A 13,634-nucleotide genomic window follows, 5' to 3' on the forward strand; every position below is an offset into this window, starting at 1 on the left:
TCAAGCCATTCTCAAACAGTCTCTAAGCACGCGCCAATATGCTCGACTGGTTGATGAGTGGGTAGAGGCGATCGGGCTGCGACCAGAGGAATATGGAACCCACTCGCTTCGCCGAACCAAGGCTTCAATGATCTACAAAGCCACCGGCAACATCCGCGCAATTCAGATCTTGCTTGGCCATTCTAAGATTGAAAACACGGTAAGATACCTGGGCGTCGACATTGAAGACGCTCTTACCTTAGCTGAAAAGACCGAAATCTGACCGTTGTTGGGCGCTGGCTCTCATAGGGCCAGCGTCCGCAACTGGTTGGGATGCGGTCATTGCGAACAGCAATATCTAATGTCTTCTACATTACGAAAGCCGACGCTAATGTCATAGCTTGCTAATCTGCAGTTTTCTGAGTTTTGCTTTTTTGTGCTATTGTCTCGCTGGGCGAGAGAATTTTGCGCGATGATTGATTCCACAGCTTTTGATTTTTTAACACCGGACTCGGATCATGCATGAGGGGGTTTGGCTCACTATATTGGGTCTGTTCGGCCTATTGACCATTGCGGTCATCATGCTACCAATCTCGCGCCCAGCCCGGATTCCTTATACAGTATTTCTGGCGATCATCGGTATTCTACTCGGTTTCGGGCTGGGCTTTCTGCAGGCTCGCAATTTTGGTATTATAAGCGATCTGTTCCACGCATTTGGATCATTCGCACTTACCTCCGAAATCATTTTCTTCATTTTTCTTCCCGCTCTTGTTTTCGAAAGTGCGCTTGCGATCGATGTAAGGCGACTTTTTGCCGATATCGGACCAATTATGTTCTTGGCAGTCGCGGGATTATTGATTTCCGCATTCATGGTCGGAGGCGCGGTATGGGCTAGCTCGGCAATGCCGTTCGTTGTCTGCCTATTATTGGGTGCGATCTTGTCAGCTACTGATCCGGTCGCCGTCGTAGCGATATTCAAAGATCTTGGCGCACCCAAAAGACTGGCAGTTTTGGTCGAAGGCGAAAGCCTGTTTAACGACGCCACCGCCATTGTGCTGTTCAATATTCTTGCCGCAATGATACTCAGCCAAGCTGACACAACGGTTCTTGGCGGAATTTCTGACTTTCTAGTCGTCTTCTCCGGCGGAGTTTTAGTCGGCCTGGTGATGGCGCGCATGTTTACGTGGATTATATCCCATGTTCAGAAGATTGCATTGGTTGAGGTTACTCTCACCATCTCATTGGCCTATCTGTCGTTCCTGATCGCCGAGCATTATCTGCATGTCTCGGGCGTTATGGCAACGGTGACAGCAGCTTTGGTCATGGGCTCATATGGTAGAACATCCATTTCCTCCGGCGGGTGGCACTTGCTCAAGGAAACATGGGAAAATTTGGGATTCTGGGCCAATTCCCTGATTTTTGTTTTGGTCGGCATGGCAGTCCCGGAAATCATGTCTTTCATGTCCATGGATCTCGCAACAGTGCTTGGGGTAGCATTGTTTACCGCGTTTCTGGCGCGCGGCATATTAACCCACCTTCTGTTGCCAATTATGTCCAAGCTGCATCTCAGTGTCCCGGTTTCAAATGGTTTTCGTACAGTGATGTGGTGGGGCGGATTGCGCGGTGCTGTGTCGCTGGCTCTCGCCCTTGCAATCTATGAAAATACAGCATTCCCGGTTGAGGTAAGAGAATTTATTGTCGTGCTCGTTTGTGGCTTTGTTTTGTTCACACTCTTCATCAATGCACCGACGGTAGGCGTTGTTATGCGCTTGTTTGATCTTGATAAATTATCACCATCTGATCTCGCCATTCGCAATCGCGCAATCGGCAGGGTGTTGCAGTCTATTGCTGCCAATGTTCCCGCATTTGCAGCAAACCACCGTATCGACGATGAAGTGGCCAATTCTGTCGTAGATACTTATCAGGAAAGATTTGAAGCCAACCATGCATTGCGAAGTGCGGAAGACCAACTATCCCAAGAAGATTGGATGAAGATCGGACTACTGGCAGCATTGGGTCAAGAGCGCCGGGGTTATCTCGACCATTATGCTTCAGGACATATCACGCCCGCCATTGCGCGGGAACTTTTATCAATCAATGATGAAATGTTAGACCAGACCAAGGCGAATGGTGTGCAGGGCTGGAAGACCTCTCATCATAGGTGCCTATTGTTCAACCGGCAATTTCATTTTGCCCTTCAAATGCAGCGGCGGATTGGTTTTGGACGGCCGCTCAGAAATCATGTCGCCAACCGATTTGAACGATTGCGCACGATACGTATGGTTGCTTTGGAAGTACGCGATTCATTGGTCGAGGAAATCGAGGGTCTAGTTGAAAAACCGATTGTGGAGCGTCTGATCGGACTTGTTGAAAAACGAATAAACCAGACTGAGACGGCAGTCGCTGCCATCCGGTTGCAATATCCCGCCTACGCCAAAGACCTCGAGCAACGATATCTGGAACGCTGCGCCATTCGGCAAGAACGCGCGAGTTATAAGCAGATGCAAGACGAGGCAATCATTGGTGGGGAAGTGTATAGCAGCCTAGAGGACGAGCTCGATATGCGATATGAAAAGCTCTCTGTTCAACCCGTTCTTGATCTAGGATTGGCACCGATTGATTTGGTTGCAAAAGTACCTCTGTTCAGTAGCCTCACCGATGATCAAAGGCTGAGCCTTGCGAAGTTGCTCCGACCAGAACTTTCCATTCCGGATGAGAAAATAATCAGCAAAGGCGATGCTGGCGATTGTATGTATTTCGTCTCATCGGGTGCGCTCAGCGTGGAAATCGAACCAGAAGCAATCATCATAGGAACGGGTGGCTTTGTCGGTGAAATGGCTTTGGTCAATGAGGAGCCTCGGAGCGCCAATGTCCGATCCATCGGATTTTCCGATCTCCTGACCCTCCACAAGCGCGATTTTGTCACTTTCCTGGAAATCAATACCGTCTTGAAAGACGTTATCGAAAGCGTTGCCAGCGAACGGACCCAGAGCAACTTCAGTTCCTAAGAGTTTGTTTAACCGCAATATCCGCTTCCTCTACGTCATCTCAAACACTCCATCTTCTCCCAAAAGATTAAAATGTTGCAGCGATCAGTTTAAACCATCGGCCGTCAGCGGACCTTGCGGCAAGATTGTTTGATTGTCGACATTCGCTCTTTATCTGAATGGCTGTTTTCTTTGGCATTCCAGATAGTCCGCTCTTAGTGTGCAAGGGTCAAAAGCGACCCTCTGTTTGTCCGTCGTCAGCACCTATGGCACGAATCTCTTGCGATCACCAAAGAGGATGTTACCATTGTCTTGTCGTCAAAAGGCACCATCCATGATCATCACTAAGAGCATTGCGGTCTTGATTGCTGGCTTGATTCCGGCCTGCGCTCAAACCGGTTCCATTCTACAACCGGAGCAGGTCTCCTATGTTCAAAATGGAGCTGCAACATTACGAGTCTTCGTAGAGGGTAGTGGGCCAGCGATCGTGTTGCTGCCTGGGCAGGGCCGCGGGCCGCGGGACTTCGATGAACTTGCTAAAAATTTGGTTTCGGCAGGCTACCGGGTTGTCCGTCCAGAGCCCCGTGGATTCGGAGAAAGCGTAGGTCCAGTCGAAGGTATCACGCTTCGTGAAAACGCCAGCGACGTAGCCATGGCAATTGAGAAAGTCGGCGCCGCCCCTGCCATCGTGGTAGGACAGGCGTATGGCAACCGCGTCGCACGCATGATCGCGAGCGAAAGACCGGAGATTGTGCGCGGTGTCGTGCTTATCGCCGCCGGGGGAAAGTATCCGCCGAAGCCAGAGGTATTGGCCACGTTGCGCCAAGTCCAGGACAGGAGTTTGCCTCTCGACAAACGAGCCGAGGCTGCACGACTCGTCCTTTATGGACCGAAGAGCACGATCAGTGTAGCCGAGATGCATCTTGACGAAGTTTCGGCGACGACAATAAAGGCCCAGTCGCTCTCACCTACTGTACCCATCGACGCTTGGTGGAGCGGGGGCAAGGCGCCAATTCTCCTACTACAAGGTCTCCACGACGTGATCGCGCCACCCGAAAACGGCCGCTCATTGCAGCGCGAATATCCGAATAGGGTCACGCTAGTGGAATTCGAAGACCTGGGCCACTCGATGGCGCGAGAACGTCCGGACCTTGTCGCTACCGCGATCGTCAGTTGGACGAAGAAACTAAAGTAACCTTCGCCCGTCAAAGGCCAAACTGCTTCGTGGAGAGACGAGTTTGCGATCGAAAGCAGCGTGCTGCCCACACTGACAATCGCATCATGTTCAATTCCTCTTCGATCATATGAGACCCAAGAGCGGATATCACCGAGAACTACTATGTCAAAACATCGTGTTCACCGGCTTCAAATGCTTCCTTCAATTTGAACTTCTGGATTTTCCCGGATCCGGTAAGCGGCCAGTCAGTAACGTTTATCCAATATGCAGGTGTTTTTTGAGGTGATAGTCGTTCGCGGACGAAGCTCTTTAGATCGCCAGAAAGCAAAGGTTTTTCAGAGCTGCTGCGGAAAAAACACGCGACTTGCTCGCCCCATTTTTCGTCCGGTATTCCAACAACTGCGACTTCAGCAATCGCTTCATGCTCCAGCATGACGTTTTCAATTTCGGCGGGGAACAGATTTTCGCCGCCGCGAATAATCATTTCCTTGACCCTGCCGGTGATTTTAACGTAGCCGCGCGCGTCCATTCGACCGAGGTCGCCTGTGTGCAGCCAACCGTCGCTGTCTATGGCAGCAGCAGTGGCAGCCGGATTGTCATTATAACCCAGCATTACGCTGTAGGCCCGCGCGCAGATTTCACCCTGCTCCCCAATCGGCAGGACTTTGTTGGTCTTCGGGCCGCGGATAGAAATTTCGGTATGTTCCGCCGGCTGACCAATTGTTTCGGTCAAGTCCTCCAGCGTGTCCTCAAACCATGCCTGGGTTAGCACCGGCGATGTTTCGGTCTGGCCGTAAACAATTTGGATCGGCGCACCGAATACCGCTTTGGCATCACGGCAAAGCTGCGGCGCAACCATCGCACCGCCGGACATTATCCGTCGCGTCGACGAAACATCCCGGCCCGTCCGACGTATTTCATCGATCAGCGCCACCAGCATGGTCGGTACGCCGAGAATGAACTTGGCACGTTCGCGTTCAATCACCTTCGCGATTACTGCCGGATCAAACATGGGCGCGAGCAGCATAGTGCCGCCCTTGCCAAGGCCACCAAGGACAAGAACAGCACAGCCTGTCGTATGAAATAGCGGCATCTGGTGGACGAAAATGTCGCCTTGTTCCATTCCGGCGCGTGTCATCGTATCAATGCCATTGCGCACCAGCCCGTTATGATGGAGCAGCGCGCCTTTCGGAAAACCGGTGGTGCCTGAAGTATATTGAATCTGAACTGCGTCACCAGGTTTTGGATCGCGCAGCGCGCCCGAGTTCTCACCATTATAGAGGGCTTCATGGTCAGTGAGCAGGATGCGATGCGCGATGGCAGGAATTTCGTCGCAAACAGCGTCTGCGATCTCTTGCATCGGATTGCCTCGGAAGTCAGCTACGTAATAAATTGCTTCGGAACGTGATTGTTCTAGAACATACTTCAGTTCACGTTTCTGATAGGCCGGATTGACGGTTACCAGCGTGACACTGGCGAGGCCGCAGGCCAGTTCCAACAGCACCCATTCTGGCACGTTATTGGCGTAAACGGCGATGCGAGCCCCTTCGGCATGACGGCAGGCAAGCGCGCGTGCGAGACGCTCCGCATCGGCCTGCAGCTCGGCATAGGTCCAGGTGCGGGCAATCTCACCATCATAGGTCAGCTCCTTCAGGGCAATTTGATCCGGAGCGGCTGTCACTGATTGACGCAACATGTCGCCAATAGTCATTGGAGTTGGCTCTGGTCCGCCCTGCGCCGGAAAATATGACTCCGTAAGTTCAATTTTATGCATGAATTGCCTCTCCAGTACGCCCAGTTTTGCACAGGTATCATCCTAGCACCACGATTTTAGCAATGATGTCTGTTTAGCCAAATCCTAAATATTGAATTCTGTGTGATTGCCAGACACTGGCCCTATGTCCCCCACTGGGGTGTTTGCCGGCCATCTGCTTTCATTTTCCATCTGATCAATTCGATTGACTGCAACTGGGTGGATTTCCGAAGGGTAGCTTTACGATTAAAAAAAAATCAGAAAACTGACGTTTTAGTGCGGGAGTAGCCTGTCTTCATTGCGTTGTTTGCAATAGTCTATCTTCAGACCGCTTGCGAACTGTCCGGTTGCAGCTTAGCCATTAAAAAAAATAGCAGTTTGAGGGGGTCAACGTGCCAATCCAGATATCCAAATTGATGCCCACTTCTTGGGTGATATTGTTTTGCTTGGCTGGCTGTGCGGCTAACGAACCAGCGTCCCCGAGCATTGCGCCGCCGGTCCTGCAGGTCGCGGATGCGATCTATTTGGGTGAAAATATCGTCACCATGGATCCCGATGCCAAAAATACGCAGGCCGTCGCCGTCGCGAACGGCAAGATTATTGCTGTAGGAACACAGGCCGATATCCTTCGTCACAAAAGCGCAAGCAGCGAAATTATAGAGTTGGGTAGCAAAGCGCTGTTGCCCGGCTTTATCGATGCCCATGGACATTTCACCTTCCAGGCCATGCTGCTTTCAGCGGTCAATCTGTCCTCGCCGCCCGTGGGTCAGGTCACCAATATTGAAGATCTAAAAAACACTCTAAAATCCCATATTGCTGCCATGAAAATTCCTAAAGGTCAGTGGATTGTTGGATATGGCTATGATGAATCGCTGATGTCTGAAGGCCGGCATCCGACCCGCACCGATCTCGATGCGGTCTCAAAAGATCATCCGATATATTTGCTCCATGTGTCCGGCCATTTGGGCAGCGCCAATTCGCTGGCCTTGAAAGCCGGGGATATTGGGCCAGATAGCGCTGATCCCGAAGGCGGCGTGATCCGCCGGATGGCCGATGGGAAAACACCCAATGGTGTGCTCGAGGAGCGGGCGCAATTTGCCGTGCAAGCGAAGCTACCAACTCCAACGCCGCAACAAGCCTTGGCTGGGCTGGCAGCAGCGCAAAAGCTGTATGCCAGATATGGTATCACGACGGTGCAGGATGGGGCGGCTTCCCAGCCTTCGATCGATCTGGTGCGTGCGGCCAATGCTCAAGGCTTGTTGTCACTCGATATCGTGAGCTATTTGTACCTTCAGAAGCCCGAACAAATATTGCCGCCAGCTGGGGAATTCGGCCACTATGATGGCCGCTTCAAACTCGGCGGTGTGAAGCTGGTGCTCGATGGATCGCCGCAGGGGAAAACGGCCTATCTCTCACATCCTTACCATGTCGTTCCGGACGGACAAAAGAACGACTATCGCGGCTACCCAAATTATCCGACGGACGAAGTCAATGCGATGGTTAGTAAGGTCCTGACCCACAATGTGCCGTTGATCGCCCATGCCAATGGCGATGCAATGGAGGAAATATTTATTGATGCGGTGGCGGCTTCCTATTCCAAGGGCGTCAAAGGGAAAGATCGTTCGGTGATGATCCACGCACAAACCGTGCGCGAAGACCAATTGGACCGGATGGCACAGCTAGCCATGATCCCGTCATTTTTTTCCAGCCATGTATTCTTCTGGGGCGATTATCATCGCGACAGCGTTTTGGGACCGGTTCGCGGCGCAAGGATCAGTCCAACCAAATCCGCGCTTGATCGCAATATGATTTTCACGACCCATAATGATTCACCGGTCGTGCCGCCGGATATGATCCGGCTTTTATGGGCGACGAGTCAGCGGGAAACACGGTCGGGGAAAATCCTCGGAGCCGAGCAGGGCATACCGATTTATGACGCGCTGAAATCGGTGACGGTCAATGCAGCTTACCAGAATTTCGAAGAAGACATCAAAGGTTCAATTGCAGTCGGAAAGAATGCGGATTTTGTGATTCTGTCGGAAAACCCGCTAATATTGCAGCCAGCAGACCTTCTCAAACTGAAAGTAATGCAGACCATTTCGCACGGCAAGACGGTATTTGGCCCAAATTAGCCTCTTGCAATTACATCCACAGGACTATTCTGCCCAGGCTATTTCATACTGTATGAGGAACGCAAATAACTCGACCGTAACTGGGTCGCTTCCCGAATTTCGGCTTTCGGTGATCGAGCCGCTGAAGCTGCCAAGCAAGTTTCGGGAGCGCGCGGGAGCGCTAGGAATGACATGAGCCGGGGTCGAAAACGTCTAATGCTGAATTGAATATCTGCGAAGGGGAGGATGGAGAGCCGCCCGTTAGTGCTGAGCCCGCTCCAACAAGCATGTTTTCGTTCCTCGTGGCGCGGCGACGTAGTGCTTTCGCACTGGATTAGGAGTATGAAGTTCGCATCGGGGAGGGGATTGCATGAGTGAACTACATTATTCCGGCATTGGCGAAGTCGCTGAACGGATCAAAAACCAAGAGCTGTCATCAGTCGATTTGACACGGCATATGCTCGATCGGATCGACTTGATCGACAAAGAGCTCAAGAGCTTTGCAACGGTAACGAGAAACAGGGCGCTCAAAGAAGCTGAACTGGCCGACCGTGAGATCGCCGCAGGAGATTACCTTGGGCCACTTCATGGCATTCCAATCGCCATCAAAGACTTGATCGATGCTCGAGACACTCCAACCCTAGGAGGGCTGGCTGTTCTCAAGGGTAATGTCGCAGCTGATGATGCACCTGTATTGAAGAAACTCTCTGCAGTCGGGGCCATTCTGATCGGAAAGCTCAACATGACCGAAGGCGCGATGGCTGGCTACCACCGTGATTTTGAGATTCCTGTCAATCCATGGAATGCAGATTACTGGTCTGGGGCTTCGTCGAGTGGATCGGGCGTGTCGGTAGCGGCAGGTCTATGCTTTGCAGCACTCGGCACTGACACAGCAGGCTCGATCCGATTTCCGGCAATGGCCAATGGCGTTGTCGGATTGAAGCCGACTTTTGGTCTGGTCGGGAAGTCCAGTGTGCTCACCCTAGGAGACAGCCTAGACCATATCGGCCCGCTAACGCGTCGTGTTGCCGACGCAGCGATCATGTTGGAGACAATGGCGGGATACGACCGGTTAGATCCACACTCGCTGGATCGACCGGCGCCTGACCTGACATCCAGTCTTGATGCCGGAGTGGAGGAGATGCGTATCGGATATGATGCGGCTTACACTGCCATTGGCGCGTCGAAGGAGCTAATCGCCGCACATGAAGCAGCGCTATTGCAGCTGGAAAATCTCGGCGCGCAGATAGTCGAGGTCAGCGTGCCTTCCCAGACAACCGAATTGATGGATGCCTGGTTTGCCATCTGTGCGTCAGAAGCGGTCGCAGCACATGCGAAAACCTATCCGGCAAGGGCCACCGAATATGGCGGTTACTTCGCAGATTTTCTCGCTCTTGGCGCAACAATTACGCAAGAACAGGTCGATGCTGCATGGCAAATGAGGCGTATATTTTCGGCAGAGTTCAACCAATTTCTGGCCAGTGTCGACGCATTGGCGTTGCCCTCTGGAATTGGGCCCCTGCGGAACGACTATGATCTGTATCAGAACGCTGAAACGCTACAGCCGCTCTTTGACAAGGCGCATCTGGAATATACGGTGCCCTTCAACATGGCAGGCGCACCCGGCCTTACCGTGCCGTGCGGCTTCACCGCAGGCGGGATGCCCTTGGTAATGCAGTTTGGCGGCGCGCCATTTTCCGAAGCTACGCTATGCCAGATCGGACATGCTTACGAACAAGCAACCAACTGGCACGAGAGAACACCGCAAATGTAAGTTTCGCAGCTGGCATGCAGTTTGCGAAGCTTAGATAGTGTTGCACATTGCCGAGACGGATGCCCAAAGTCCGATAATGGGTCGTTAGCGGAACGGCAGCTTTCAAGAAAGTGAATGAGATCAGGCGCGTGTGAAGTGCTGTGCGAGATTTTGACGGAAGGGCCGCGAACTACAATCTCGCGATTTGACTTCCGAGGACGATCTGCGATAAATATTTCACGACCGGTATGGCAAGTCGTCGACAGGGTTCGCGCGTCTTCGATATAACTTGAGGTAATCAGCACATGACAGCGCAACCCTGCATGGAAGGGAGCAAGAAGCTCCGTCTTCTAACAATTTTGGTCCTTTATGTCGCTCAAGGCATTCCCATCGGCCTTTTCGACTTCGCTATTCCCGCATGGATGGCCGCAAATGGAGCGACTGGCGCGGAGATCGGCTATGTGATCGGGATGATCGGGCTTCCGTGGAGTTTGAAGTTTATTAACGGCTTCCTGATGGACCGTTATGCCTTTCTGCCAATGGGCCGACGCAGGGCATGGTTGATCGGAGCGCAGGTTGCGATGGTGTTGGCGCTGCTTGCCTGCGCCTTGCTTGATCCGACACCGCGAGACGCTGTGCTGCTAGGAATCGTGGCGTTTGCAGTAAATTCAGCGGTCGTGTTTCAGGACGTGGCTGCCGATGCGTTGGCGGTCGATATGGTCGTGGACGAGGAACGTGGCTTTGCTGGCGGGCTGATGTCGGGTGGGCAGGCGCTCGGCATTTCGATCTCGGCTTCGGCTGCAAGCATCGTGATCTTTAACTTCGGACCAGGCGCGGCCTTTATCGCGTGTGCCACCATCATGGCCTTTGTCACCGCCTATCTTGTCTGGATCCGGGAGCGGCAGGGAGAACGGCGGCTTCCGTGGAGCTTGGGTAGCACTCACGACGCAAGTAAACAATATCAAGCACAAGCTTGGTGGCCGCTGGTTAAGGACGCGCTTCGAATGCTCGTGCGGCCAAACAGCCTGCAATTTATCGCTGTCACCTTCATTATTGGGGCGGGATACGGAACGATGGCAGTCGCGGTGCCATTGATAGCCACCAATTTCGCAGGCTGGAACGAAGCGCAACTGGGTTCGGCCAATGGCGTTGCGCAATTGTGTGCCGCGCTGGTGACGATCTCACTTGGCGGATACCTTACGACCAAGGTGGGAATGAAGCGGTTCCAAATGGTTACCTTAGCAATTTTTGCCAGTGCTATTTTATTTTTTGTGCTGATGCAGAATTATTGGATATCCAGTGTGATGATGACCGTTATGGTTGTAGGTTGGACAGTTCTATACTTCTTACTTAGCGCCCCGCAGGCGGCAATCACGATGAATTTCTGTGATCCTAAAACTGGCGCATCGCAATTCTCAATATACATGGCATTTTCCAATCAGGGGATCAGCTTCGCTGGGTTCACCTTCGCCTTTACGCAGGGCTTTGGAGGAATCCCCGGTGTTCTCTCTGTTATGTGCGTAGGGATGGTAGCGGCAATGCTTTTGGTCATATTTCTGAAATTGCCGACCAACGATGAAGTCCAGAGAGGCAAGGGAGCGACTATTGTGGCCGCCTGATCGCGAACGAGGTCCGCTTTTTCTGCCTAGAATCCCAAAAGCCGACAGTCGGCTATCGGCCCAGTTGCAGACAAAAGTCTAACTAATTTCGAATGACTGCTCCCCACCCACAAGCAGCCGCTATGAGGCCATGCAGCGCGTTCTGGTAGCTGACTGACCGTTATAGCGGGCTTGGAAGTAAAAGTGGTCCTTCTGATAACGATCCAAAAGCCGCCACTCGAACAGGGAAAGGAAAGATCGGGCATATCTAGCGGCACGTGCGACAGGGATCGACCGCGGTGGGTACCTGACCCGAGCGGCATGGGGGGCCAGTGATCAGCGGTAACCCCACTGGACTTGACCTTCATACTAAGCTATTTGCTCACAAATTATGTCGTGTTTCGGGGGCATATGCAGATGAGAAATTTAATGGTGGTCATCGCGGCGTTTTGTGCCGTGACCACTGTTTCCGCGTCCGCCCAGGAAGCCGGCGCGAAGGGACATCACCTGTTCGTCTGGGCGGGCGACCGTGCCAAGGCGGACAAGAACTTCATCGCGGTGATCGATGCCAATCCCGCCTCGCCTACCTACGGCCAATTGCTCGCCAGTGCGGCAACCGACCAGACCAGCAACAACCCGCATCATACCGAATACGTCATGCCAGCAAGCGGCAAGCTGTTCGCCAATGATCATGACGCGGGCCGCACGGTCGTGATGGATCTCACCGAACCGCTGCGCCCGAAGGAGATCGCGGCCTTCGGCAATCTGGCAGGCTATGCCATGCCGCACAGCTTCTTGCGCCTCCCAAATGGCAACGTGCTGGCGAGCTTCCAGTATGCGGCTCACGGCGATCATGCGGGGCATGATGTCATGGCGATGAGCGGCACGAGCGGAGGGATCGTCGAGATCACTGAGGCGGGGACTGCGGTGCGCGCCGCGAGCAATGTCGACCCGGCGTTCGGCAACGAGGGCCTCTTGCCCTACAGCCTTGCCGTGCTCCCCGGGATCGACCGGGTGCTGGTTACCAACTCGCCGATGGGCGATGATTATCTGCTGACCAGCAACACCTATCAGATCTTCCGCTTATCCGACCTAAAGCTGCTTGGTACCCACCGGCTCGATCCGGGGCCGAGCCTCAACGGACATATCTCCCCCGAGGAGGCGCGCGTTGCGGCCGACGGATCGGTTTACATCCAGACGCTGTCGTGCGGGGTGCAGCGGGTAACCGGCATCGACACGCCGCGGCCAGTCGCACGGCTGGTGCACCAGTTCACCGGAAGTTGGTGCGGCGTGCCGACGATCGTCGGCAATCACCTCATCCAATCTGTGCCGGCGATCCACGGCTTCGTAGTGCTCGACATCAGCGATGGCGAGAAGGTGCGGGAGGTGTTCCAACTCGTCATCGACGACAAGTATGCCTCGCATTGGACCGGCTGGGATCCCAAAGCGAAGCGGCTGGTAGTTACGTCGGGCCGCGAGGGCGATCGCACTTACCTGCTCAAGCTCGACGAGGCCACCGGCGAGCTTTCGATTGACGAGGCATTCCGGGACGTGGACGGGAAGGTTGGCTTCAGCTTCGACGCCCGGGCTTGGCCGCACGGCTTCACAGGCTCGGCCAAGGCGCACGGTGCAGTCTTCACACGGTAGCGGGACAGGGGGCAGCCGGTGCGCGGCGGCGCCCGCACATGCCTGCCGGCACCGCCTCTTGAAGAAATCCGCCATTCCGCTCTCCACCCACTTCCAGACATTCAATCGCCTTACAGCATCGGCCGAAAGCCGATTCTGCGGTGGCATTCCTTTATGACCTTTATGACAAGTTTCAGGCAGCGCGATCGTGGTGCCTAATGTCGGACATTAGGGCGCAAAGTAGACCGAAAATTCGTCTAGCCAGAACGGCCGCTATTGAGCCGTTTTCAGATTGTCCGCTATTAATTAGACCGTGGACTGGACCCGAGCATCAATCCTTAAAAGATCAACTCTTGGGTTCAAACCTATACGCCCTTCGACCAGTTCACATCGAACTTGGCGGCGCCCGTTTCCGCTGCGACCGTGAGTATATCGTTGGCAAATGAGAGGATCTCGCTTCGATGCACAACGATTTTTAGACAATCTGGACTAACGCTTCTGCCGGCAGTCATCCGAACAATAGCGAACATTTTCCCAGTCACGCGCCCATTTTTTCCGCCACGTAAATGGCCGCCCGCAAGCTTCACATATTTTGGTCGGCATGTCGGACTTCCCTCGCATCTTTGGCATCGCTTAGGTTTCCGGGACAA

At 53.5% G+C, this 13,634-nt stretch carries 9 protein-coding genes; 7 read left to right on the forward strand and 2 right to left on the reverse strand.

The window, feature by feature from the left end; all coding sequences use genetic code 11:
* The 3 genes from ACEW8J_RS11355 to ACEW8J_RS11365 form a co-directional block, all read left to right on the forward strand.
* Positions 1 to 262, forward strand: a 262-nt coding sequence (locus tag ACEW8J_RS11355; RefSeq protein WP_373491756.1) for a tyrosine-type recombinase/integrase, incomplete at its 5' end; no start/stop codon positions are given.
* A gap of 235 nt (positions 263 to 497) precedes the next feature.
* On the forward strand, positions 498 to 2,987 hold the full coding sequence (locus ACEW8J_RS11360; RefSeq protein ID WP_373491757.1) for a cation:proton antiporter: 2,490 nt from the start codon (positions 498 to 500) through the stop codon (positions 2,985 to 2,987).
* 313 nt (positions 2,988 to 3,300) lie between these two features.
* Positions 3,301 to 4,161: an alpha/beta fold hydrolase gene (locus ACEW8J_RS11365; protein WP_373491758.1), complete on the forward strand. Its 861-nt coding sequence runs from the start codon at positions 3,301 to 3,303 to the stop codon at positions 4,159 to 4,161.
* Positions 4,162 to 4,303: 142 nt separating this feature from the next.
* Here ACEW8J_RS11365 and ACEW8J_RS11370 read toward each other — a convergent pair whose 3' ends face one another.
* Positions 4,304 to 5,917 carry a class I adenylate-forming enzyme family protein gene (locus ACEW8J_RS11370; protein ID WP_373491759.1) on the reverse strand — a complete coding sequence of 538 codons (1,614 nt, stop codon included), beginning with the start codon at positions 5,915 to 5,917 and terminating at the stop codon, positions 4,304 to 4,306.
* 503 nt (positions 5,918 to 6,420) lie between these two features.
* Here ACEW8J_RS11370 and ACEW8J_RS11375 point away from each other — a divergent pair.
* The 4 genes from ACEW8J_RS11375 to ACEW8J_RS11390 all read left to right on the forward strand — a co-directional run bounded on the left by ACEW8J_RS11375 (position 6,421) and on the right by ACEW8J_RS11390 (position 13,005).
* Positions 6,421 to 8,028, forward strand: a complete 1,608-nt coding sequence (locus ACEW8J_RS11375; protein ID WP_373491760.1) for an amidohydrolase — start codon at positions 6,421 to 6,423, stop codon at positions 8,026 to 8,028.
* Between the two features lie 349 nt (positions 8,029 to 8,377).
* Positions 8,378 to 9,781, forward strand: a complete 1,404-nt coding sequence (locus ACEW8J_RS11380; protein ID WP_373491761.1) for an amidase — start codon at positions 8,378 to 8,380, stop codon at positions 9,779 to 9,781.
* 284 nt (positions 9,782 to 10,065) lie between these two features.
* Positions 10,066 to 11,379, forward strand: coding sequence for an MFS transporter (locus ACEW8J_RS11385; protein ID WP_373491762.1), 1,314 nt, complete (start codon positions 10,066 to 10,068; stop codon positions 11,377 to 11,379).
* A 408-nt stretch (positions 11,380 to 11,787) separates the two neighbouring features.
* Positions 11,788 to 13,005: a hypothetical protein gene (locus ACEW8J_RS11390; protein ID WP_373491763.1), complete on the forward strand. Its 1,218-nt coding sequence runs from the start codon at positions 11,788 to 11,790 to the stop codon at positions 13,003 to 13,005.
* A 468-nt stretch (positions 13,006 to 13,473) separates the two neighbouring features.
* Here the strand turns inward: ACEW8J_RS11390 and ACEW8J_RS11395 are convergent, their stop codons facing one another.
* Entirely contained in the window at positions 13,474 to 13,614 is a 141-nt protein-coding gene (locus ACEW8J_RS11395; protein WP_373491764.1) for a DUF2256 domain-containing protein, read from the reverse strand.
* Between the last annotated feature and the right edge of the window lie 20 nt (positions 13,615 to 13,634).

The organism is Parasphingorhabdus sp. (assembly GCF_041748495.1).
GTDB lineage: Bacteria > Pseudomonadota > Alphaproteobacteria > Sphingomonadales > Sphingomonadaceae > Parasphingorhabdus.

Bases quoted from the DNA above. Each gene is read 5' to 3' on its own strand.
- ACEW8J_RS11370 (WP_373491759.1), bottom strand. From the start codon at position 5,917: ATGCATAAAATTGAACTTACGGAGTCATATTTTCCGGCGCAGGGCGGA.
- ACEW8J_RS11380 (WP_373491761.1), top strand. From the start codon at position 8,378: ATGAGTGAACTACATTATTCCGGCATTGGCGAAGTCGCTGAACGGATC.
- ACEW8J_RS11360 (WP_373491757.1), top strand. From the start codon at position 498: ATGCATGAGGGGGTTTGGCTCACTATATTGGGTCTGTTCGGCCTATTG.
- ACEW8J_RS11395 (WP_373491764.1), bottom strand. From the start codon at position 13,614: ATGCCAAAGATGCGAGGGAAGTCCGACATGCCGACCAAAATATGTGAA.
- ACEW8J_RS11390 (WP_373491763.1), top strand. From the start codon at position 11,788: ATGGTGGTCATCGCGGCGTTTTGTGCCGTGACCACTGTTTCCGCGTCC.
- ACEW8J_RS11365 (WP_373491758.1), top strand. From the start codon at position 3,301: ATGATCATCACTAAGAGCATTGCGGTCTTGATTGCTGGCTTGATTCCG.
- ACEW8J_RS11385 (WP_373491762.1), top strand. From the start codon at position 10,066: ATGACAGCGCAACCCTGCATGGAAGGGAGCAAGAAGCTCCGTCTTCTA.